This window comes from Vibrio sp. R11-SG3-ISO9 (genome assembly GCF_059834255.1).
On sequence record NZ_JCBDGU010000025.1, the window covers coordinates 91301 to 114174 of the forward strand.

A 22874-nucleotide genomic window follows, 5' to 3' on the forward strand; every position below is an offset into this window, starting at 1 on the left:
TTTGTTGTAGTTCAGAAGGATAAAAGACGTGAAGCCGATAGATGATATTGATGACTATGATATTGATGACTATGAAATTGAAACTGATCCAGAGATTCTTGCTGAGCTAGAAGAAAAACGTCAACTCGTTGACCTGATTCAAAATTACGGGATGACCAGTGAAGAAGCTATCGCTTTCTATGCCAAAAAGCACTAACTGTGTATGAGTAGTGCTTTTGAGTCAGACCAAAAACAAACAAGGCATCACATTGAATTGTGATGCCTTGTTTTTATATAAACCGATAGGCTATTTTTCTTTTCAAGCTCTTAAACTTTTAGGCTCTTCGTATAGAAGTTCTGAAACTAATTTAGGGACTTCAATGCTTGCCTTACCATAACGCTTTTCAACAAATTCGCTTTCTACAGCGCTTGGCTCTAGATTAATTTCAATAGTATGAGCGCCATGCATTTTCGCATCATGGACAAAACCTGCAGCTGGGTACACTACGCCAGAAGTACCGATAGAAATAAATAGATCCGCTTCTTCTAACGCTGAATAGATATCCCCCATACGTAGTGGCATTTCACCAAACCAAACAATGTGAGGCCTCATCTGAGCTGGGATTTGGCAACAATGACATAGCTCACCAGTCAGAATGTCATCTTTGTGCTCAATAACCTGATTCGATTCACTGCAACGGGCTTTTAGGAGTTCGCCGTGCATGTGTATCACATTGTCGCTACCGCCTCTCTCATGAAGGTTATCGATATTCTGTGTGATGATGGTGACTTTCCCATCTAAACGCTTCTCAAGCTCCCCTAGCGCTTTGTGTGCAGCATTAGGCTCAATATCAGGGCTTTGCAATCCTTTGCGGCGCTTGTTATAAAATGCTTGAACCAAATCAGGGTCTCGTTGAAAGCCTTCGGGAGTCGCCACATCTTCGATCTTGTGGTTTTCCCATAATCCGTCCTGCGCACGAAAAGTTTGTATTCCTGATTCTGCCGAGATCCCAGCACCTGTGAGAATCACGATATTTCTGTATGGGAAATTCATATTACGTCCTTATCAATATGTCACTTTGTAACAGCTTAGCATTGTTCAAATTCCAACAATAGTTTTGGGGATTAGACCATGGTCTTATGTGCATGTATTCATTGGTCATTTGTGAACTAGCTTGAGTTTTGAAGAGGAAAAATAGCTCGGAGACGATTGTTAAATCGGTTTTTTGCTCCTTATCGCTCTTTACAAAAAATGAAAAAAGCGACCGAAGCCGCTTTTAATTTCTGTATCTAGAGGTAAGAAGATTACTTCGTTTAAAGGTTAATCTTCGCTTACAGATGAGATCTTGTGAATGGATAGATCCGCACCGTTAAATTCATCTTCCTCACTTAAACGAAGGCCTGTCACTTTGTTTAGGATGCCGTAAACGATGAATGCACCGCCAACTGCAATGACAATGCCTGCAATAGTACCCAGAACTTGTACCACAAAGCTCACACCACCAAGTCCCCAGAATGCTTGTTGGCCAAAGATACCTGCTGCGATGCCGCCCCATGCGCCACAAACGCCGTGTAGAGGCCAAACACCTAATACGTCATCAATCTTGGTTTTGTTTTGCATGTAGGTAAATAGGTAAACAAATAGTGCGCCTGCGACACCACCTGTTACTAGTGCACCGAGTGGGTGCATCAAGTCTGAGCCAGCACAAACTGCGACTAAGCCCGCCAAAGGACCATTGTGAATGAAGCCTGGGTCGTTCTTGCCAGCAAACAGTGCAGCTAGAATACCGCCAACCATCGCCATGAGAGAGTTCATTGCAACTAAGCCGCTAATGCCATTGATTGCCTGTGCTGACATTACGTTAAAGCCAAACCAACCGACACAAAGAATCCATGCGCCTAACGCTAAGAAAGGAATGTTTGATGGTGCGAAGTTGGTGTGCTTACCCGCACGAATACGTCCTTTACGCATTCCCAGGAAGTAAACTGCGACCAATGCAATCCAACCACCTACGCCATGTACGACGATTGAACCTGCGAAGTCATGAAAACCATAGCCGAACTGTGCTTCAAACCAACCCTGTAGACCAAAATTCCCATTCCAAATAATGCCTTCAAAGAACGGATAAACCAGCCCAACCGTAAATAAGGTCGCCAATAGTACTGGGTAGAAACGTGCACGCTCTGCGATACCACCCGATACAATTGCTGGAATCGCCGCCGCAAACGTCATTAAGAAGAAGAACTTCACTAACTCATAGCCATTTGCTTGAGCCAAGGTATCGGCATCAGCGAAAAAGTGTGCGCCATAAGCAACCCAATATCCGATAAAGAAATACGCAATGGCGGAAACGCCAAAATCTGCAAGAATCTTCACCAAAGCGTTTACTTGGTTTTTCTTTCGTACCGTACCTACCTCTAGGAAGGCAAAACCTGCGTGCATCAAGAAAACCATGATGGCACCAAGTAGTAAAAACAGTGTGTCCGAACTTTGCGTCAAGTTCTGTACTGCACTATGAACTTGCTCGACTGACTGGCTCATTAAAGCTAACTCCTTTTGCTTTATCATTTGCACTGATTGTGTGCGCGTTAAATGATGTAATTATTTAAAGACTCAATAGCTAGGCAAGATGCGTTCCAAACCACATGAACCGAATAAGCGCAGTTGCACCTCTAGGTAAGTTATTGATTAATAGCGGATTGAATATTTAGTGGCACAATTTTGGTGAGCAACAGGATGTAAGTTGTTAATCTTTTTTGCACCAAGATAGTGAGATGCACCATAAAGATGCGTGCAACATCAAGGGATTGGCTGAGAGGATTTAGAAAGCAGACAATAAAAAACCCAGCAAAGAGCTGGGTTTCAAATAGAACAACTTAAGAGTGTTGTTACAGGTTTGGTCCTGTCGAAGCTTTTTGAGGCAAACCTTGCTTCAGGCGGGTCATTCCTTGGTACATACGAATAAACCAAACCACGATGGCAATAGCACCAAACAACATTCCCACGTAAGGGATGTAGTATGCAATCTCATCGATGAAATGACTCTTATACCAGTAGTCGTTTACACCTTTCAAAACGCCATTTGACGTTGCAACAGTAACGATCAATACCACAAAGTAGGTCAGATTCAGGAAGAAAGTACGGATTAGACCGTAGTAATGGGAGTCAATGACTTCCCCATCCTCTCCTTTGTCTAGACGATAACCCGCATAGACAATAGCTATCACACCCGAAATCAGACAAGTAAATGGCGTAAAGCAACTTAGTATATAAGCAACCCAAATACCTTTATGAGGTTTGTTCATTCGGCTTTACCTCTTTTGCTGTTTGAGAGACGTTTTCTGTGTTCGAACCAGTTGTGTCACCTTGTAGTGCTTCCTGTTTCTCTTTAGCCATGACTTCTTCGTACCAAAGGTCGTGGTGCTCTTTAGCCCAAGTTTCGTCAACTTCACCCGTTACCATACCTTCTAGCGCCCCTTCCATACCAAACAGGCCGATATAGATGTGGAACACAAAGCCACAGATAAGGATCAGTGCCGCTAGCATGTGAACTAAGTTAGAAAGCTCCATATCACGACGTGTTTGACCAAAGATTGGGAAGTCTAGAACTAAACCACTGATCGCAACGACGGTACCTACAACGATAAGTAACCAAAACAGTGCTTTTTCACCAGCGTTTGAAAACTCTGCTGACGGGTGTGAGCCTTTATGCTTACCAACCATACCACCAAGCTTCATAAACCACTTAAGATCGACCATCTTGAAGATAGACTTACGCCACCACTTCACTAGTACGCACATTAGCAGTACATAGAAAATTGGACCGATGTAGTTGTGGTATTGCTTAGCGAGCATGATGATAAAGCCCCACAAATCCGTTGGGATATAAGGCTTTAAGAAGTGCTTACCATAAACCAACATTAAGCCGCTGAAGGCCAAAGTTAGAAAGGTAAACGCCATGCTCCAGTGAAGTGCTCTGTCTAAACGAGACCAACGTTTTATCTTACGTCCGGTTCTCGGCGCACTTAACATGAGCGGGCCAATCACAATGTACATCAGAGTAACAAAGGCAATACTACCGAAGATAGCAACTGCGCCTGCCGGAGACATCCACTTCTCTTTTAAGATGTACCACGTTTGTCCAGGAGTACTGATCAGCATGCCGTGCTCAGCAGATTGAGACGTTGTGTAGCCTGTCTCACCTTCACGCACTTGTCGCCAAAAGTCTGCACCCGCAAGTTGGGTCATCTCACGCTCTGCGGTATTCGCTTTCGTCTCAGCAGCGTGACTCATTGGAGCCAGCATTGTCAGTGCTGCCAATAGCGGCAGCACGACAAATGAGAGACGTTTTAACAATGAAAGCATACGTCTCTCCCTACTTAGCTCTTAGTCGCATCGTAAGATAGGTCGTTACCATTGGTCCAACCCGCGCCTTTTGCGCCACGCTCTACAACACGTTGACGGAATACATCAGAGACTTTCTCTGCGTCACCCGCTAGAAGCGCTTTAGTTGAACATAGTGATGCACACATTGGTAGCTTGCCTTCAGCAATACGGTTCGCACCGTACTTCTGACGCTCTTCAACAGAGCCCGCTTCAGTTTCAGGACCGCCTGCACAGAATGTACATTTGTCCATCTTACCGCGCTCACCAAAGGCTTCCTGTTTAGGGAATTGTGGTGCGCCAAACGGGCAAGCGAATAGACAGTAGCCACAACCGATACACAGATCTTTGTTATGAAGTACGATGCCGTCTTCAGTGTGCTCGAAGCAGTCTGCAGGACATACCGCCATACAAGGCGCGTCAGTACAGTGCATACAAGCAACTGAGATAGAGTTTTCACCCGGCTCGCCATCGTTCAGTGTTACAACGCGGCGACGTTGGATACCCCACTCTAGCGCATCATCGTTTTCGTTTTTACATGCAGTGACACAGCCGTTACATTCGATACAACGCTTAGTGTCACAAAGAAATTTCATTCTAGCCATTATTGGACTCCTTAAGCCTTACGAATGTTACAAAGGGTTACTTTCGTTTCCTGCATCAACGTTACAGGGTCATAACCATACGTGGTTGCTGTGTTTGCAGCTTCACCAATAACATACGGGTCAGTGCCTTCAGGATACTTAGAACGTAGGTCTTCACCTTGGAACTTACCGCCGAAGTGGAATGGAATAAATGCCAGACCAGGCTTCACACGACGAGTAACTAGAGCTTTAACCTTAATACGGCCTTTCTCTGCACCTTCAACCCAAACATCATCGCCATCTTTGAAGCCGATGTCGTTTGCGTCTTTCGGGTTAACTTCAACGAACATCTCTTGTTGAAGTTCAGCAAGCCAAGGGTTAGAGCGAGTCTCTTCACCACCACCTTCGTATTCAACCAGACGGCCAGAGGTTAGGATGATTGGGTACTCGCCAGACTTATCTTCTTCTTGAATCGACTTGTACAAGGTTGGTACACGGAAGATCGCTTCTTTGTCGTCCCACGTTGGGTAGTCAGCAACTAGGTCACGACGTGGCGTGTACAGCGGCTCACGGTGAAGTGGTACGCGGTCAGGGAATGTCCACACAATCGCACGCGCCTTCGCATTACCAAATGGGATACAACCGTGCTTAATCGCAACGCGTTGGATACCGCCAGATAGGTCGGTTTTCCAGTTCTTGCCTTCAGCAGCTGCTTTTTCTTCGGCTGTTAGATCGTCCCACCAACCCAGCTGTTTCAGAAGCTTGTCACTGAACTCTGGGTAGCCGTCTTTGATTTCACTGCCTTTCGAGTAGCTGTCTTCTGCCAGTAGGTTTTTACCTTCAAACTCAACACCAAAACGGGTACGGAAGTTACCGCCGCCCTCTGCAACAGGCTTAGATGTATCGTAAAGGATATGAGTACCAGGGTGTTTCATCTCTGGTGTCCCCCAACATGGCCAAGGCATACCGTAGGTTTCACCGTGAATTGGGCCGCCTTCTGCTTCCAACGTTGTTTTGTGGAATGTGTGCCAGTTTTGTTGGTGCTCTTTAATACGCTCAGGGCTTTGACCGGTGTAACCGATCGTCCACATACCTTTGTTGAACTCACGGGTTAAGTCTTCAATCAGTGGCTGATTGTTCTCAACGCGGATGTTTTTAAACAACTGGTCTGCATAACCTAGCTTCTTAGAAAGCAGGTACATGATTTCGTGGTCAGGCTTAGAGTCGAACAGTGGATCAACCACTTTGTCACGCCACTGTAGCGAGCGGTTTGATGCTGTAACACTGCCGTAAGTTTCGAACTGAGTCGTCGCTGGAAGTAGGTAAACGCCGTCAGTACGGTCGTTCATTACCGCTGCAACTGTTGGGTATGGGTCAACAATAACCATCATATCCAGCTTCTGCATCGCTTTCTGCATTTCAGGACCACGAGTCTGAGAGTTCACCGCGTGACCCCAGTAGAACATTGCGCGAATGTTTTCACGTTGGCGGATGTTGTCTTTGTTTTCTAAAACACCATCAACCCAGCGAGATACAGGGATACCAGCACTGTTCATTGGTTTCTGACCGCCATAAGCGTTGTCATCGAAACGGCCTTTCACCCAGTCAAAATCTAGATCCCAAACTTTAGACCAGTGGCGCCATGAACCTTCAGAGAGACCATAGTAGCCTGGAAGTGTGTCTGATAGTACACCAAGGTCAGTTGCGCCCTGTACGTTATCGTGACCACGGAAAATGTTAGCACCGCCGCCTGATTTACCGATGTTACCTAGTGCAAGTTCAAGTACACAGTAAGCACGAGTGTTGTTGTTACCAGTGGTGTGTTGAGTACCACCCATACACCAAACGATACAACCAGGACGGTTTTCAGAAAGCAGTTTCGCTGTGTGGTAAACGTCAGCTTCAGATACGCCAGTTACGCGCTCAACCTCAGCTGGCGTCCATTTTGCAACTTCTTCACGGATCTCATCCATACCAAATACACGTTGGCGAATGAACTCTTTGTCTTCCCACTTATTTGCGAAGACATGCCATAGCACGCCCCAAATAAACGCGACGTCAGAGCCCGGACGAAGTGATACGTAGTGATCAGATTTTGCAGCCGTACGAGTGCGACGAGGATCTGCAACAACGATCTTACAGTTGTTCTTCTCTTTCGCGATCAGGATGTGCTGCATTGCGACTGGGTGTGCTTCTGCTGGGTTCGAACCAATGAATAGCATCGACTTACAGTTGTGCATGTCATTGAACGAGTTTGTCATTGCACCGTAACCCCAAGTGTTCGCTACACCTGCTACTGTGGTTGAGTGACAAATACGCGCTTGGTGGTCAACGTTATTGGTGCCCCAAAGTGACGCCATTTTACGGAATGCGTAAGCTTGCTCGTTGCTGTGTTTCGCACTACCAAGGAAGTAAACCGAATCAGGGCCAGACTCTTTACGAAGTTCTAGCGCTTTGTTACCGATCTCTTCGATTGCTTGATCCCAAGAAAGTTTCTTCCACTTACCGCCTTCCAGTTTCATTGGGTACTTAAGACGACGTTCACCGTGGCCGTGCTCACGCAGTGCTGCACCTTTCGCACAGTGTCCACCAGCGTTGAATGGGTGGTCAAATGCCGGCTCTTGGCCAGTCCATACACCATTTTGAACTTCAGCGTAGATACCACAACCCACAGAGCAGTGAGAACAGATCGTACGTTTGATCTCAGTTTTCGCATCTGGATCAACCGATTTCGCTTGTGCTTTCTTCATCATGCCTGGAGCAAATAGGCTTGCACCTACTACAGCGCCACCAGCAGCCAATGAAGTGTTCTTCATGAATGCACGACGAGATACGCCGAGCTGATTGGTTTCCTTGCTCACACTATCGGAGCGTTTGACTAGTTTCATCCTTTATCCCCTATAGTGTGTCGTAGTAGTCGCGAATATGTTGCGTTTCACGGTAGCCAGTCTTCTTCACGTCTTTTTTGGAAAGGTCAGGCGTTTCAGCCGCTGATGCCACTGTTGAAGTTCCAGCGACAACAGCACCCGCTACGGCTGCAGTTGTTAAGCCTTTGAGTAAGTCCCTACGGCTTGTATTTACTTCTTTATTATCTTTCATCATTGCTTCCTTACCTTACGGTAGATCTTTATGGAGGCTTACTGCCCCTCTATCGATATGATCGAGTACTGCTCGATTACTCGTAATCAGTGACGTTTTTCACATCAATTTTTGATTTGTGCTTACTGCTTTTGGTATTCACACTAAAACGAACTTGTTCTAGCGATAGGAATGCTTGGCATAGCTGAGCGGCCGGCTTGTAAAAGTTGGCGTGTTCCGCACTCTCCGTTTGACGAGTGAAAGATTCAAACCAAGGTGCAATATGTTTATTGAAAACAACTTGTTGAAGCTCTTCTTCTTCACCGGTTAGCATCGCCATGACTTCACAAAGAGCTGAAATATGATCTTCTGGCTCTTTTACGTTTTCGTCGCGCTCAATACCAAGAAGCTCAAGATCGTGTCGGATCTCAGCGAGTGGTTTTTCCATCATTGCGCCAGTCATGTGCCATGAACCAAAAGGCATGACTTCACCACGGCCAATACCGATGAAAAGGTCTTGGTATTCGTCTTCTAGTGCTTCACGTTCAGATTGAATTGCGGCTTGTTGAAGCGCAATCCAAGCTTTTTGCATGGCACTTTCCGACTCTTCAATTTCTAGAGATTTTAAAAAGTCAATCATCTCTTCTGTTGGAGCACTACGAAATAGTGCGGATAGAACAAGGTAGATATCTGTTCTTAGTGTTTGTTCATGTTCTGAATGAGTATCCAAAGCCAGCTCCTAGTATTTCAGTTGTTTCAATGGGTCTTGAGCCATTGAATCGAACATATCGATGACACGGCAGTCTTCACACATAGCAATACGATTGATCGCTGCTTCGTCAGAAAAATGAGAGTGACCGCGTAACTTGTTTTGCAACATATCAATCATAGATTGAGGAGCAAAAGGCTTATGACAACGAATACACTCCGCTGCTTTTTCTTCATGAATCACAACGGCCTTCTGACGCTCCTCTTTCACCCAATTCATTCGAGGCGTTAGAGTCAGAACGTTTTCAGGACATGCTTTTTCACAAAGGCCACACTGAACACAATCCTGCTCAATGAATTTTAGAGATGGAGATGTGCCATCGGTATGAAGTGCACGAGTTGGACATACCGCCACACAACTCATACATAACGTACAATCTTTGCTTTCACACGAAACGTTGCCGTAAGGTGCGTTCGATGGGAGCTCAACAATATTCTCGACAGGAATTCGTGATGTGCTTAGAGCATCAAGCGCAGTAAATAGACGTTCACGCTTATTGCCTTGCAAGTCCCCTAATGCCAAATCAAACGAATCGGTACACAGTATCGGAGCACCTTCACGAAGCGATTCAAGGTAAAGAATATCTACCGTCTCTTTTGCTACACCGATTTGATCCAATAGTTCTTGAGCAATACCGACTTCGTTATTTAGAACTCGAATAATGGTTTCTGGCATAAATCGAGATGCAGCAAACAGAACCTGAGTTGCACCATTTACTAAAGCTGCAAACCACGTATCAATACCTACAGAAGGAAGCTCTTCAACAACAATCGGAATAACATTGTCTGGAAGTGCTTTAAGTGCCATCACGTTATATGTTTCATGACGTGAGCTACAAATCAGAACGATCGGGTCTAGCCCCCCTGCTTTCTCATAGTTGGCTAACGTGCGTTCAATGAATTTTTGAGTGTCATCTGGATTAGGAAGTGCGTAACTGATCGCTTCAGTTGGACAGGTTGTTGCACAAGTACCCACGCCTTGACAAAGGTACGGGTTAATTTCGATGCGATGACCGGTTTTGTCCGTACCTTCACTTGATAGCGCGCCTGCAGGACAAGCATCAACACAACGCTCACAGCCTTTAACGCCACGAGAGCTATGCGCACACAAATCAGTATCTAAACGGAAGAATTTTGGCTTATCGAAGGTGCCCATCAGCGTTGGGATTTCTTCTAGCGCTTCAGCCAATTTCGGATAGCCACGTCCAACTGGGTAGTAACCCGGAACTGGAACTTCTTCAGTCATACAGCTGTTTAGGCATAGGTCTAACACAACATCAAAGCAATCGTGATTAATCGCAACTTTCGCTAAATTGCTCGTCGTCCCACGGTTTTCAATAACTACTTCAAACGTACCTAAAAAACCTGATACCTGAACTGAATTAGCGAAATAGAGTTCACTGTTTGAACCCTTCTCTCCATCGGTTGACAGCAAGGTAAGGCTAGTCAATTGAGGTAACTGCGCAGCCGCGCTCTCAATGATTGCAGTTGGCCCTATGATCAGGGTATTTCCACCACTTTCATAACTTACAGTTGGTGGAATAAGGTTGGTTAACTCTACGGTATTTTCAAAAGCATAGAGTCGCGCTTTACCATTATTTGTTGTTGCTTCTTTTAATAGTTCTATAAGCATTGCTCAGTTCCATATAGCGTCATGGATAATCTGCTCAACCTTGATTGTAGTCAGCCTCGTATAGAATGCTGATTAATTGCTCAATTAATCATGTGTCGTATTTCAGCATCGATAATGAAACAATCTACTAACCTGTTGATTATGCTTGTTTATAGCAATGTATATGCCAACTTTATTTTAATTATATTTCAATGGTTTATGTTATTTATTGCTATTTAATAAGGACAAAAAAACCGACTGGGACAATTTGTCTCAGTCGGTTCATTGAGTGTTTAGTCAAAATGTACCTATTCTTTGTGTGGTATATTTTGTCCCAGTTAAAGACTCATACTTTCAGGTGAAGTACCGATTTTATGGGTAACTGTATAAATATACAGTTATTGTTGTTTGGGAGACTTTTCAACCTTCTCAGTGTCTGAATTGAGGGCATTTTTAGGTTCGTTTTCAGAAACATCGCCCGCTTCTTGTGGAGCTTCTTCTTGCTCTGTTTCAGCGACTTGTTGTTCTAAGGTATCACTGGTCGAAGTTGACTCATCTTGAGCTTTAGCAGTGACAGGCTCACTATCCTCGACGGTATCTTTTACCCAGTCTCTTAACGTATCAGCAACGCCTTCAGTAAGAGACTTGAGATTGCTGTAGTCATCATCATAGTCATCTAAGCCATCACGAACGTTGAACTCTTCAGATAAGAATAGCTTTCTTAGAGCAGCCTTTTTAACGCTCTCCGATGCCTCAGATACCAGAAGTTGAGCAACAGAAGGAGACTCATCTTCAGCGTTTTCTACTGAATCATCAAGAGTTTCACTAGAAACATCCGCGGTTGTTTGTTCTGAATGAACCGAAGGATCTAGGTCATTAACGCTTGTTAATTGAGAAGGTTGAGCATCAGTGTTAGCGTTAACTGACTCTTCTGTCTCAACGTCAGTGGCCTTTTCTCCATCTAACTTACGCTGTGACCAACGACTAAAGAAACTAGTTGCCATTTGCGCGCCCTGCTCCTTTACGTTTCTTACGACGTTTTTCTAACAGCTCGCCATGTCGACCAATGAAGGCCTCCATCCAAGCTTGAACAGGTAAAGGCATATCAAACGAAAGAACTTGATTGTCCCCATCCATATACTGACCTGCGACAGTTTGAGAGGCTGTCAGCAATTGGATAATAGGTACACCTGAATCGACGTTATCCATTACCAAGAAAAGCTTGGGTTGTTGTGAACTAAGGTTGAATCGATAGTCTGTACGTTCATCTTTATGCAGTTGAAGTAGACACACATCTTTCGAGTCACTGTTTGGGGATAGTTCAAACCCTGCAAGTTCCCATTGTGTGGTCGTCCACATGCCCGTTTTGATCTCTTTCTCGATACGATGAACGCCTATCGACCAAGATGTCTCGGTTTTCTCATATTGTTGTTCTAGTTCTTTAGTTTCCGACATATCTCATCCAGTTGTTATTTGAAGCCGCTACCAATAGGACATTTTGTTCTATTTACGACATCACAAAATCTTTGGTTTACTACAACTAAGCAATAACCACGCCATAGCACCATCAAAATAGGCGAAGTCTCTGTTCAGGTTAGACCGATGTGACAGTTTTTGCGCTAAGTAAAGGTAATCATCCGAATAATTTGAGATAAATAGCGCTTTGGAATAAGAATTGCTTTAAGCATTAAGACAAAGAAGCCGACACCCTCTGCGAGCTTCAAAAATAACGCCTAAACCGTCAACGTCAAAACGCGTGATGAGCGTATACACAACTAGGATATTAAAGTGGTTAAACCAAACATTATTAAAACCAGTGAAAACCCTCTACAAACCATTGAAGTGGAAGTGTTCGACGAGTATGGCGAAAAGCTAACAAAACAGATTGCTTGCGAACGTCCTCTAACTGTTATGCTTAACTGGAAAGAGATCGTGACCCTGATGACTTTGGGCTCACGTCCTGAATCATTAGTCTTAGGTTATTTAAAGAACCAAAGCTTCCTTTCTGATCCTGAGGCGATTGAATCAATCATCATTGATTGGGAAACCAGTTCTGCAGCAGTCGTAACGAAAGAAGATACAAGCCAATTAGAAAGTGCGCTTAAAAAGAAAACTGTCACCTCAGGTTGTGGTCAAGGCACTATGTACGGCAACGTAATGAAGCAGCTGGAAAATTACCAAGTGCCTCAAACTAAGCTTAAGCAATCAGAAATCTACATGGCTCTTGAAGCGTTAACTCACTATAACGACACCTATAAAAAAGCAGGAGCTGTCCATGGTTGTGCTGTATGCAAAGACGATCAAGTGCTCTCTTTCGTTGAAGATGTGGGCCGTCATAACGCGGTAGATACGCTGGCAGGTGAAATGTGGCTGAATCAGGAAGATGGCTCAGACAAAATCTTTTATACCACTGGCCGTTTGACGTCTGAAATGGTGATTAAGGTAGCTCAAATGGGTATTCCTGTACTACTCTCTCGCTCAGGTGTGACTCAAATGGGCTTAGATTTAGCTCAGAAGTTTGGCATCACTACGATTGCTCGTGCTAAAGGTTTACGCTTCCAAGTCTTTACAGGTGCAGATAAGATTATCTTTGATGTTAAAGGTAACCAAGACGGTGAATAATGTATTTAAAATGCACCGTTGTTTCCTTATCTAACGAAGCCTAACCAAGTGTAATTCGATGCCCTCAATAGCCATGATCTCTACCAAGAAGTATGCAGTATCAATGTGTTGTTGAGGGTATTTACCATATTAGAGCTTGTTAATATGCCCTATTTAAGCTTGTTTGGGTAAAATTTTTACCAAACTGGTCCAATCCCTTGCGTTACTCCCCTAATAAGCTATTAGTTACATATCTATCTTTTATAAATACATTACTCAAATAAATAACAGATAGATATAAAACGTCATCGGCTAAAAGGAGTTGCCTATGGATAGGTCAACCGAAAAGCAGCGTTCTTCGCTGTCATTGTCTATACGAAGTAAATTTATTCTTATCAACATCACGCTATTTGTCTCCGTGTTTGTTTATGCCGTATATGAACAGATGAGCCTTGACCGGCTGGAGTCACTTGAGCGTGCCGCCAATGAGAATCTGAGAAGCTCAGTCGACCTACTCATGCTCAGAAGGCACGAGAAAGACTTTCTAGCAAGGAAAGAACAGAAATACGCAGAGCGCTTTGATACTACCGCCGTAACACTGGATCAAAGATTATTAGATTTGAATCAGACGCTTATTTCCCACGAGTTAAACCTCTCTGATAACACCTCCAAAATCAGCCAAGCAATCGAGAGCTACGAATATCAATTTCGTCAGATTGTTCAACAAGTCAATGCGATTGAAAACCCTAACCCTTCTGTTGGCTTGATTGCAGTTTTAGACAAGAGACGAAATGAATTGAAACATGCGGTAGAGAAAGAGGCGAATCTCGCACTGGAACTCGCCTTGCTTGAGTTGGTAGAGAAAGACTTTCATTATCTCGCCCACACCAATGACCAAACCAGTCTCGCCTTTGATGGTGCATTAGATGTGTTTACTCCCTATGCACAGAATACAGATACGACAAAACAGGCGTATTTGAACTACCGAGATGCCGTCGAAAAACTGCTCGTGGCTAATACGCGCCTTGGGCTGACCGAGGAGCTGGGGCTGAAAGGAGAACTTCGCCGAACCGTTCATCAAGCTGAACAAGCAATTAATGGCGTCCAATTGGAAATTAACACGGCGATTAGCCAAGCCAGTTCTGATACCAAAAATACCCTGCATCTGTTTGGTTTTGCCATCGTTATTCTTTTATCGGCATTATTGGCACTAATCGGTAAAAGTGTTTTAACTCGTATCAAAGCAATCAACCAAATGATGGAGTCTATTGCCAATGGTGATGGCGACTTAACGGTGCGTATGAATGCCAAAGGTACCGATGAACTTGCTCAGCTCTCCCACTCCTTTGATGCGTTCATTAGTAAGTTACACGCTAACATTAAAGATCTCTCTGGAGTTATGACCGTGCTTACTGACAGTTCCTGTAGTTCAGAGCAAGCTGCGCAAAAAAGCATGAGTAACGCCGAGAAGCAAAAGCAACAATCTGAATCGGTAGCCACGGCAGTCAATGAACTTGTGATGACCAGTAATGAAGTGGCCGCTAATATTGAAAACGCTGCACTGAGCGCTGAGAAAATCAAAGGTAATGCTCATCATGCACTGCAAGAGACGCACGCAACCGATGACAGCATTCAGGTGCTGGTTACCAACATCGAAGAGTCTCAGACCTTGATTGATCATCTTGAAGAACAGAGCCGTGAGATTAACCAAGTAGTTACGACGATTCAGGGTATCGCAGAACAGACTAACCTACTCGCCCTCAATGCCGCGATTGAAGCAGCACGAGCGGGTGAACATGGCCGAGGCTTTGCCGTAGTGGCGTCGGAAGTGAGAGAGCTTTCACTCATGACCAACAACTCTACCCATCAAATTGAAACCACCATCCAAGGGTTAACCAGCGGGATTGAGAAAACCGTCGCTAAGATGTCGGAGAGCTTAGATCAAACGGAACATGTTAAACGCCAAACCAAGGGTGTGGTTAATGCGATTGAAGGTATTCATCTGCAGGTTGGTGAAATGTTTGACTTGAATAGCCAAATTGCGACCGCGTCGGAGGAGCAATCTGTTGTCTCCGCGGAGATTGACCGAAACATCACAGATATCGCCCATTTGTCCGTCGATACGTATGAAGTGGTTTCTGGTTCTGTACGCTGTAGTGAACAGGTATCTAATGTGAGCGTTAAACTGGATAAGATCGTCGCCCAGTTTAAATATTAGTGTTGTTGTAACGAACAGTTCAGCACAAACAAAAGCGCCTTTATCGCAGTGATAAAGGCGCTTTTTAATAAGTCTGTGTCGCTTGGTTAGCGTTAGAGGTTCAATTAACCGTCGATGCCACGCGCTTTTAGGAACTCAGCGTAAGTACCACGGAAGTCATGGATCTGACCATCTTTGATTTCTAGGATACGTGTCGCTAGTGAGTCTACGAATACACGGTCGTGAGAAACGAAGAACAGCGTGCCTTTGTAGTTTTCAAGAGCAAGGTTAAGTGCTTCGATAGATTCCATATCCATGTGGTTTGTTGGTTCATCCATTAGCAGGATGTTTGGTTTATGCATCATGATCTTACCAAGAAGCATACGACCTTGTTCACCACCAGAGATAACCTTAACTGACTTCTTAATGTCGTCTTGGCCAAATAGCATACGACCCAGGAAGCTACGAACTACTTGCTCATCTTCGCCTTCTTGACGCCATTGGCTCATCCAGTCGAATAGGTTCATGTCTTCTTCAAAGTCATGAGCATGGTCTTGAGCGTAGTAACCGATGTTTGCATTCTCAGACCACTTGTATTCACCTGTACGCGCTTCTAGTACCCCAGCAAGTGTGTTTAGTAGAGTTGTTTTACCAACGCCGTTCTCACCGATGATTGCAACACGCTCGCCCACTTCGAAGATCGCATCGAACTTGTTGTATAGGTCTTCTTCAAAACCTTGAGATAGGTTTTCAACCACAAGTGCGTTACGGAACAGCTCTTTAGACTGTTCGAAACGGATGAACGGGTTTTGACGACTAGATGCTTTTACTTCTTCTAGCTGAATCTTATCGATCTGCTTCGCACGAGATGTTGCTTGTTTAGCTTTAGACGCGTTAGCAGAGAAACGAGATACGAACGTTTGAAGTTCAGCAATTTGCGCTTTCTTCTTCGCGTTGTCAGACAGTAGACGCTCACGAGCTTGTGTCGCTGCTGTCATGTATTCATCGTAGTTACCTGGATAAACGCGTAGCTCACCGTAATCAAGGTCAGCCATGTGAGTACATACAGAGTTTAGGAAGTGACGGTCGTGCGAAATGATGATCATTGTGCAGTTACGTTGGTTTAGCGTCTCTTCCAACCAGCGGATGGTGTCCATGTCCAAGTTGTTCGTTGGTTCGTCTAGAAGCATGATATGCGGGTCTGCGAACAGAACTTGTGCCAGAAGAACACGTAGTTTCCAACCTGGAGCAACTTCGCTCATTAGGCCAAAGTGAAGAGATTCTTCGATGCCTACCGCCAGAAGAAGCTCACCCGCTTTCGCTTCTGCCATGTAACCATCCATCTCTGCGAACTGAACTTCTAGGTCAGCCACTTTCATGCCGTCTTCTTCGCTCATTTCAGGTAGCGAGTAAATACGGTCACGCTCTTGCTTCACAGCCCATAGCTCTTTATGGCCCATGATAACTGTGTCGATTACAGAGAACTCTTCGTACGCGAATTGGTCTTGGTTTAGCTTAGCAACGCGCTCGTTTGGATCGTAGCTTACGTTACCTGCGCTTGGCTCTAGTTCACCTGAAAGGATTTTCATGAACGTCGACTTACCACAGCCATTCGCGCCGATTAGACCGTAACGGTTACCTTCGCCGAACTTCACTGAAATATTTTCGAAAAGTGGCTTCGCGCCGAATTGTTGGGTGATATTTGCTGTGGAAATCAATGCCTTTACCTTTTTAATGTGAAAAACGCCGCAACGTTACTCGTTCAGGCGGTTAACTGCAAGCGTTGTTTGTCTTATTACGCATATTAGCCACGTGAAATAGAGAAAATCATATCTAACCTTTCGCTTAGGCTAATGGCTTATTAAAAAGTAGAAGGGATTTTCGAAAACCCCAGCTTTGGTGACGTTTATTTCACCGAAAAGACATAGTTAACGACAATTAAAGAGGATCAATGGCGGTAAACGAACTACACTAATTCAATCTAATCAGGAAGTTAAAGTGAAGTTTATGCGCCAATTATCACTGATATGCGCTCGGCATATTTGGTTACTGTGGGTAGCAATGGTTTCATTTAGTAGTGCTGCACAATGGCAATACGAACAGGAAGTCACCCCCAGCGTTAGTGAAACCGCTGTGAGCATCAATAATGAGGTTCAAACCCTACCCGAGCCGCTATTTATGTCGGTTCAGGATCAACGCAAAGCGTCTCAGTTATTAAGAGTCGTACTTATCGAACAACAAAAACAGAGCGATCAGTTCGCACTGCATCTTTCCCAGTTTATCGATAACCTTAAATCCGATGAAGAACCCGATGTTAAATCGAAAGCGAGCGATGACATATGGTTCAAGGTTCAGTCTGACTATCTAACCCTAAGCAGCATCAATAGCAGCAAGCAAAAGTTACTTGAGCTTGCTGATAGCGCCACTCGTGACAAGCTCATTGGATTTGGACCGCAAGGGGTTAGGCAGTTGAAGCAAGAGTGGCAGTTAACGCTGCTTAATGCCGAATACCTGTTTTACTTTCAGCTACGCAGTTTTCGCGCGTTAATAGAAGATATCTTTGTTTCACCCGTGCCTGTGGTATGGGCTGGTATCAAAATATTTTTCATTTATAGCGTACTCATGTGGTGGCTTGCCAATAGCGCAAGAATAATAGAACTGTATAAAAACTCAGTTCTAGAAAAAACTAATACTCCGCCGTTATGGGTGCGCATCATTTGGTATTTTAGTCGTGCGCACAAAGCCATCGCTTGGTTGATAGCGATAACCCTATCCTTGCAAGTATTGTCGACCATTCCAAGCCTTCAGCATGTCGTCTTTCTCGAAATATTTACCTGGTGGATTCTCGGCGGTTCTATCGCGATTAGCTTCATTTTGGAGTTCGCTTACCGAAATAGCCGCTCTTCTAGTCAAGAGATTGTTGAACTGCGACTGTCGACCATTCGTCGTTATGTATGGGGCGGGATTATTGCTGGTGTGATCTTGCAAATTTCAACCATGACACTTGGTAAAGGCACCATCTACAACTGGATATACAGCGTGCTCTTCTTCTGGTTTGTTCTTATTACCATTTCAGTATTGAGGTTGTGGCGCGACACTGTGTTTGAAATGGTGGAGAACATTGCTGATCGTCCTTGGTGGGTCAATTGGGCAATCAGCAAAAAGCGGATCTGGGTCATCAGTATCATTGCAACCGCGATGGCCGCAGCATGGGTCATAGTACATATTGCTAAGCATCGATTAATCTCAAAGCTTTCGCACTTTACCTTTTTCAGCCAAGCGCTCGCCTATTTGTTTCGAATTGAGGTCGCTAAGCAAAAAAACAATACTGCAGATCGCCACGCATTAGTTCGTGTTAAAGGCGCTGCTGCCTTTGATTATGTGTTGCCAGGGAATCATGACAGTGAATTAATCGACTATGCTGATGCCGAAATTAAACAACTCTCTAAATATCTACTGACTGACTCTCCTGCTTTATGTGTCGTCTCTGGAGAGCGTGGCGTGGGCACTACAACCTTTTTAAAACAGATTTTGCATAAAGTGAAAAATGCAGAGCCTGTTTACCTCAATTGTCCTCACTCTGGCTATCAAGAGCTACTGGCTCGCTTTGCTGTGAGTATTGGGCTTGATGAAGAGACCACGGAAATACAGATCCTGAGTCAGCTTCGAGGCAGTCAAACCACTTACTTAATTGCCGTCGATAATGGACAGAGATTAGTGAAGCCTATGGTTGGGGGTTTATCAGCACTTATCCGTTTGACTAATCTCATTCGACGTTCCAAGAAAAATCACCGTGCAATCATCTCAATTGAGAAAGCGAGTTGGCGATTTGTTGATCGAGCGCGAGGAGAAAGACTTCTATTTGACTGGGTCGCCTTTCTGCCTAAATGGAATGAAATACAAATAGCGTCACTGCTCGATACGCGTATCAACCAATCAGACGAATACACAGTGAGCTTTGACGGATTAGTGGTACCGAAACAGTGGGACCAACAAGATATCAGTGAAGAGGAACGGGCAAAGCAAGGTTTCTATCGAATCCTATGGCACTACTCTGATGGAAACCCGACCGTTGCATTAAGGTTCTTCCGTTTCTCGTTAAATCGAAATAAAGAGACCGAACAAGTGTTGGTGAGGCTGTTCCATGCTCCCGAATCAGAAGAGCTTGAGAAGATGCCCAAACCCATGTTGGCGGTATTACGCTCTATTGTTCAATTGGAGATTGCGACACCAGAAGAACTCTCTGAATGTACACAGCTTACTATCTCCGAAGTGACTGGGACGCTGCGCTACTTCCAAAGCCGAGGCTATATCGAATGGACAGAAGACAAAGCCAAAATCTCAGATCATTGGTTCAGACACATTACCAATGTGTTAGACAGACAGCATTTATTGGTGAAGTAATATGATTAGAATATCTAAAATACTAGGCATCGCCTTACTGACACTGTTGCTGCCATCTCAACTGGCAATTGCCGCAGAAGAAGTGGTTAACGTTGAGAGCATCCAACAGTTTGCTAGCCTGATTCGTTGGAGTGGCGTCTTCTTCTCAATTCTAGTTGTCGCGGCAACATGGTTACTGATCAAGTTTATGAACTCGATGGTCGAGAGCATTGGTGGGCAGTTTGTTCAGTACCGAATGGTGCTACAAAAGGTTCAGTCTTTCCTACAGTTCTTCATCTATATGACAGCTGGTCTGGTCGTCTTTATGATGAGCTTTCGAATTAACGATCATATCTTGGCGCTGATTGGCGGTACGCTCGCTGTATCCGTAGGTTTCGCATTGAAAGACCTTGCGGCGTCGTTTATAGCGGGTTTAACCGTGATGATAGACAGGCCGTTTCAAGTTGGCGACCGTGTTACGTTTGAGGGGAATTACGGCGACATCATTACCATCGGCTTACGTTCTGTGCGTATGAGAACACTCAACGACGATATCATTACCATACCTAACAATAAGTTTCTAAATGAAGTAACGACCAGCGGGAATTATGGCGCTCTCGATATGCAGGTCGTGATTCCTTTCTATGTCGGGATGGATGAAGACATCACCCTAGCCCGCGATTTAATTCAAGAGGCTGCATCGTCAAGTCGTTACATTCACCTACCAAAGCCAGTCACAGTGCTAGTTAAACAAACCATCACTGACAACTACTTAGCCATTCAATTGACCTGTAAGGCTTATGTTGTTGATACGGCTTATGAGAAGTTGTTTGAAACCGACATTACCTTAAGAGTGATGAAAGAGTTTAAAAAGCATGGAATCAAGCCGCCGAAGATAGCTTTGGCTTCAAGCTAGCAAACTCGTCGGTTTAAAAAACAAAAAGCCCTCGCTTCAAATGAAACGAGGGCTTTTCTTTAGAGCGGTTTTAACAATTACACTTTGAAGTATTTCAGTTGCTCAGTTAGGTGCTCTGCAGTGTTCGCCATCTGTTGGCTATCTTCAGCGAGTGATTGAGATGCCTGAAGCACTTCGTTTGCTGCTAAATGAATGCTAGATACGTTCTGGTTCATCTCTGTCGCCACTGAACTTTGCTGTTCTGAGGCTGCAGCAATTTGTGCCACCATATCGTTAGCATTTTGCAGCTCTGCGACGATTTCATCCAATTGAGCTCGAGTATCGTCAGACGCTTTCACACTATGATCAACCTCTTCATTGCTTTGCTTCATCGCGACGAAGGTTTGCTCTGCCTGTTGAGTAAGCTTCTCAATGGTGTGTTGTACTTCATTGGTCGAGTTCTGTGTGCGGCTTGCAAGGTTACGTACTTCGTCGGCAACCACAGCAAAGCCACGACCTTGCTCACCCGCTCGCGCAGCTTCAATCGCTGCGTTCAGAGCCAACAAGTTAGTTTGCTCAGAAACATCACGAATAACCCCCACTACTTGACTGATTTCAGTTACGCCCGCTTGTAGGTCTTGCACCAAGCTGTTCGCATTCGAAATATTATCAGACACGTGAGAGATACTTGTCGCTGTTACCTTCATGTTTTCGTCATTACGATACGCATGATCAACCACTTTATTTGTACTCACTGCTGTGTTTTCAGCATTAACGGCCACATCAGAAATGGTGGCACTCATCTCGGTCATTGCTGTTGATAGCAGCTCAAGTTGCGCATGTTGAGAGTTAACACTAGTCGCAGCCTCTTCACTGGCTTGAGCAATATGACTCGCCATTGAGCTAGATTGCCCTGCTGATTCATTGGCAGTTTTAAGCGTGCTTTGCAGTTTCTCTAGCATCTTATCGATCTGCGTAGACATCTCACCCAACTCATCTTTGCGTGTCATGTTCATGCGCACACGCAAATCACCATCAGCGATCGCATGAGTGTTGTTAATCAACTTGGCCAAAGGAATCAGAATGTTATTGGAAATGGCGTAGCCCATCGCAAACAGCATCCCTGATAGAACAAGCGCTACAAACGCCTCTTTTATCGCTAACGCCCAGAATGCTTCTTGAATATCTGCAACTAAGATCCCTGAACCTACGATCCAGTTCCACTCAGGAAATAGTTCAACATAAGAGATCTTATCTTTGAGTTCCCCTTGAGGACTCTTCCATTGGTAATCAAGAAAGCCTTTAGTTTGCGGAGAACGTGAGATAGAGACCATTTCACGCCAGTGGAACTTACCCCCGCCGTCTTTGAAGTTATGAGTATTCTCACCATTCAGTTCAGGCTTTAACGGGTGCATCACGACTTGTGATTGCTGGTTAAGAATCCAAAAGTAGTTGTTACCGTCGTAACGTAGGTTTTGAATCGCAGCTAATGCTTGTTGTTGTGCTTGTTGCTCACCCAACACGGCACGTTGACCATAATAATGCTTAGCTAGCGATACGGCGGACTCGACTTGCGCACTGAGTTTACTCTCACGTTCAGCCATTGATGTGGCACGCTGCTGAAGCAAATTGTACGTACATGCCATAATCAGCGAGACCACTGAAAATATGACAATTGAGGCGAGTTTGGATTTGATAGAAAGATTGCTTAATTTCATAGCTGACTGACTTTATTTTTTGTTATTAGTTGGGAGCAACTTAACAAAACTGTCTCTAGCCGCGATGATGTAAGTCATGAAGAGTGAATATTCATATAGTTACACATGCAAAAGGTGACACTTGTCACCTATAGCCGGTTGAATTCTATAAAAATATCAATAATTGATAAGCCTTATTGAGTTAGCCTTTTAATTCCGAAAGTTGTGTAATGCTTTCACATTGAACACTGTCAGTGCTTTGTTCTGGTTTCTGTGTAAACCAAATGGCATTGATTCCAGATTTAAGAGCAGGAGTGATATCTTTCTCAAGTGTATCGCCAACCATAGTGATGCTAGAAGCAGGCACGTTGAGACGAGAAATAATTGTGGGGAAAAAATCTGGGCTGGCTTTATCAACGCCAAGGTTAGCTTTACAGAAGTAACCAGAAATGAACTTATCTAACCCTATTCTGCTAAATGCTTGTTGGATTTCTTGTTCGGAAGAGTCTGCTGCATTAGTCGCAATGTAGACACGGTGATGTTTAGAAAGGTATTCGAGGGTTTCCAATGCACCATCAATCGGTTCAACGATTGGCCAATCGCACATTTTTCCAGATTGATCGGGGAAATTAACCATCAAGGTGTCTCCCCAATCAAAGAGGTACGTTTTTGTCATTCTGCCTCCATGCATGACGT

General features: G+C 44.4%; 19 protein-coding genes. 5 read left to right on the forward strand and 14 right to left on the reverse strand.

All coding sequences use genetic code 11. The features are described from left to right. The first annotated feature begins 28 nt into the window (after positions 1–28). Complete coding sequence (locus AC6R05_RS07730) at positions 29–196, forward strand: hypothetical protein (protein ID WP_331441452.1); 168 nt, start codon at positions 29–31, stop codon at positions 194–196. A gap of 102 nt (positions 197–298) precedes the next feature. On the opposite strand, the gene cobB is transcribed toward AC6R05_RS07730, so the two are convergent. The 11 genes from cobB to AC6R05_RS07785 form a co-directional block, all read right to left on the reverse strand. Next, positions 299–1033 carry a Sir2 family NAD+-dependent deacetylase gene (cobB, locus tag AC6R05_RS07735; RefSeq protein ID WP_032549049.1) on the reverse strand — a complete coding sequence of 245 codons (735 nt, stop codon included), beginning with the start codon at positions 1031–1033 and terminating at the stop codon, positions 299–301. A 267-nt stretch (positions 1034–1300) separates the two neighbouring features. After that, on the reverse strand, positions 1301–2521 hold the full coding sequence (locus AC6R05_RS07740) for an ammonium transporter (RefSeq protein WP_500647048.1): 1221 nt from the start codon (positions 2519–2521) through the stop codon (positions 1301–1303). A gap of 347 nt (positions 2522–2868) precedes the next feature. Then, positions 2869–3285 carry a hypothetical protein gene (locus AC6R05_RS07745; protein WP_032549046.1) on the reverse strand — a complete coding sequence of 139 codons (417 nt, stop codon included), beginning with the start codon at positions 3283–3285 and terminating at the stop codon, positions 2869–2871. Further along, positions 3269–4345, reverse strand: coding sequence for a formate dehydrogenase subunit gamma (locus AC6R05_RS07750; RefSeq protein WP_285467660.1), 1077 nt, complete (start codon positions 4343–4345; stop codon positions 3269–3271). The genes AC6R05_RS07745 and AC6R05_RS07750 overlap by 17 nt, the downstream gene beginning before the upstream one ends. A 14-nt stretch (positions 4346–4359) precedes the next feature. After that, a complete protein-coding gene (gene fdh3B / locus AC6R05_RS07755) occupies positions 4360–4968 on the reverse strand; it encodes a formate dehydrogenase FDH3 subunit beta (protein ID WP_032549044.1) in 609 nt (202 codons plus the stop codon). 11 nt (positions 4969–4979) lie between these two features. After that, positions 4980–7835 carry a formate dehydrogenase subunit alpha gene (locus tag AC6R05_RS07760; RefSeq protein WP_390517805.1) on the reverse strand — a complete coding sequence of 952 codons (2856 nt, stop codon included), beginning with the start codon at positions 7833–7835 and terminating at the stop codon, positions 4980–4982. Positions 7836–7845: 10 nt separating this feature from the next. Then, the gene (locus AC6R05_RS07765) at positions 7846–8046 is read right to left on the reverse strand and encodes a twin-arginine translocation signal domain-containing protein (RefSeq protein ID WP_032549042.1); all 201 of its coding nucleotides are present in this window, start codon (positions 8044–8046) and stop codon (positions 7846–7848) included. A 76-nt stretch (positions 8047–8122) separates the two neighbouring features. Further along, positions 8123–8755 carry a TorD/DmsD family molecular chaperone gene (locus AC6R05_RS07770; RefSeq protein WP_500647049.1) on the reverse strand — a complete coding sequence of 211 codons (633 nt, stop codon included), beginning with the start codon at positions 8753–8755 and terminating at the stop codon, positions 8123–8125. A gap of 9 nt (positions 8756–8764) precedes the next feature. Then, complete coding sequence (locus AC6R05_RS07775; RefSeq protein WP_500647050.1) at positions 8765–10426, reverse strand: 4Fe-4S binding protein; 1662 nt, start codon at positions 10424–10426, stop codon at positions 8765–8767. Between the two features lie 377 nt (positions 10427–10803). Beyond that, entirely contained in the window at positions 10804–11409 is a 606-nt protein-coding gene (locus AC6R05_RS07780; protein WP_500647051.1) for a DUF3306 domain-containing protein, read from the reverse strand. Next, on the reverse strand, positions 11399–11860 hold the full coding sequence (locus AC6R05_RS07785) for a DUF3305 domain-containing protein (RefSeq protein WP_285467653.1): 462 nt from the start codon (positions 11858–11860) through the stop codon (positions 11399–11401). Before AC6R05_RS07785 ends, AC6R05_RS07780 begins: the two co-directional genes overlap by 11 nt. Positions 11861–12193: 333 nt before the next feature. Between AC6R05_RS07785 and fdhD the strand changes: the two genes are divergently transcribed. Together fdhD and AC6R05_RS07795 are read left to right on the forward strand one after the other, a co-directional pair. Continuing rightward, a complete protein-coding gene (gene fdhD / locus AC6R05_RS07790; protein ID WP_500647052.1) occupies positions 12194–13027 on the forward strand; it encodes a formate dehydrogenase accessory sulfurtransferase FdhD in 834 nt (277 codons plus the stop codon). 307 nt (positions 13028–13334) lie between these two features. Further along, positions 13335–15224: a methyl-accepting chemotaxis protein gene (locus AC6R05_RS07795; protein WP_500647053.1), complete on the forward strand. Its 1890-nt coding sequence runs from the start codon at positions 13335–13337 to the stop codon at positions 15222–15224. A 104-nt stretch (positions 15225–15328) separates the two neighbouring features. On the opposite strand, the gene AC6R05_RS07800 is transcribed toward AC6R05_RS07795, so the two are convergent. Continuing rightward, positions 15329–16921, reverse strand: a complete 1593-nt coding sequence (locus AC6R05_RS07800) for an ABC-F family ATPase (RefSeq protein WP_032549035.1) — start codon at positions 16919–16921, stop codon at positions 15329–15331. Positions 16922–17210: 289 nt separating this feature from the next. Between AC6R05_RS07800 and AC6R05_RS07805 the strand changes: the two genes are divergently transcribed. Further along, on the forward strand, positions 17211–19607 hold the full coding sequence (locus tag AC6R05_RS07805) for an ATP-binding protein (RefSeq protein WP_500647054.1): 2397 nt from the start codon (positions 17211–17213) through the stop codon (positions 19605–19607). 1 nt (position 19608) lies between these two features. Next, complete coding sequence (locus AC6R05_RS07810; protein WP_500647055.1) at positions 19609–20502, forward strand: mechanosensitive ion channel family protein; 894 nt, start codon at positions 19609–19611, stop codon at positions 20500–20502. A 77-nt stretch (positions 20503–20579) separates the two neighbouring features. Here the strand turns inward: AC6R05_RS07810 and AC6R05_RS07815 are convergent, their stop codons facing one another. Together AC6R05_RS07815 and AC6R05_RS07820 are read right to left on the reverse strand one after the other, a co-directional pair. Continuing rightward, entirely contained in the window at positions 20580–22199 is a 1620-nt protein-coding gene (locus tag AC6R05_RS07815; RefSeq protein ID WP_500647056.1) for a methyl-accepting chemotaxis protein, read from the reverse strand. Between the two features lie 181 nt (positions 22200–22380). Further along, a complete protein-coding gene (locus AC6R05_RS07820) occupies positions 22381–22854 on the reverse strand; it encodes an HAD family hydrolase (RefSeq protein WP_500647057.1) in 474 nt (157 codons plus the stop codon). Positions 22855–22874: the final 20 nt, after the last annotated feature.

Bases quoted from the DNA above. Each gene is read 5' to 3' on its own strand.
- AC6R05_RS07780 (WP_500647051.1), bottom strand. From the start codon at position 11,409: ATGGCAACTAGTTTCTTTAGTCGTTGGTCACAGCGTAAGTTAGATGGA.
- cobB (WP_032549049.1), bottom strand. From the start codon at position 1,033: ATGAATTTCCCATACAGAAATATCGTGATTCTCACAGGTGCTGGGATC.
- AC6R05_RS07760 (WP_390517805.1), bottom strand. From the start codon at position 7,835: ATGAAACTAGTCAAACGCTCCGATAGTGTGAGCAAGGAAACCAATCAG.
- AC6R05_RS07765 (WP_032549042.1), bottom strand. From the start codon at position 8,046: ATGAAAGATAATAAAGAAGTAAATACAAGCCGTAGGGACTTACTCAAA.
- AC6R05_RS07745 (WP_032549046.1), bottom strand. From the start codon at position 3,285: ATGAACAAACCTCATAAAGGTATTTGGGTTGCTTATATACTAAGTTGC.
- AC6R05_RS07775 (WP_500647050.1), bottom strand. From the start codon at position 10,426: ATGCTTATAGAACTATTAAAAGAAGCAACAACAAATAATGGTAAAGCG.
- AC6R05_RS07820 (WP_500647057.1), bottom strand. From the start codon at position 22,854: ATGACAAAAACGTACCTCTTTGATTGGGGAGACACCTTGATGGTTAAT.
- fdh3B (WP_032549044.1), bottom strand. From the start codon at position 4,968: ATGGCTAGAATGAAATTTCTTTGTGACACTAAGCGTTGTATCGAATGT.
- AC6R05_RS07795 (WP_500647053.1), top strand. From the start codon at position 13,335: ATGGATAGGTCAACCGAAAAGCAGCGTTCTTCGCTGTCATTGTCTATA.
- AC6R05_RS07805 (WP_500647054.1), top strand. From the start codon at position 17,211: ATGCGCCAATTATCACTGATATGCGCTCGGCATATTTGGTTACTGTGG.
- AC6R05_RS07740 (WP_500647048.1), bottom strand. From the start codon at position 2,521: ATGAGCCAGTCAGTCGAGCAAGTTCATAGTGCAGTACAGAACTTGACG.
- AC6R05_RS07750 (WP_285467660.1), bottom strand. From the start codon at position 4,345: ATGCTTTCATTGTTAAAACGTCTCTCATTTGTCGTGCTGCCGCTATTG.
- AC6R05_RS07810 (WP_500647055.1), top strand. From the start codon at position 19,609: ATGATTAGAATATCTAAAATACTAGGCATCGCCTTACTGACACTGTTG.
- AC6R05_RS07815 (WP_500647056.1), bottom strand. From the start codon at position 22,199: ATGAAATTAAGCAATCTTTCTATCAAATCCAAACTCGCCTCAATTGTC.
- AC6R05_RS07785 (WP_285467653.1), bottom strand. From the start codon at position 11,860: ATGTCGGAAACTAAAGAACTAGAACAACAATATGAGAAAACCGAGACA.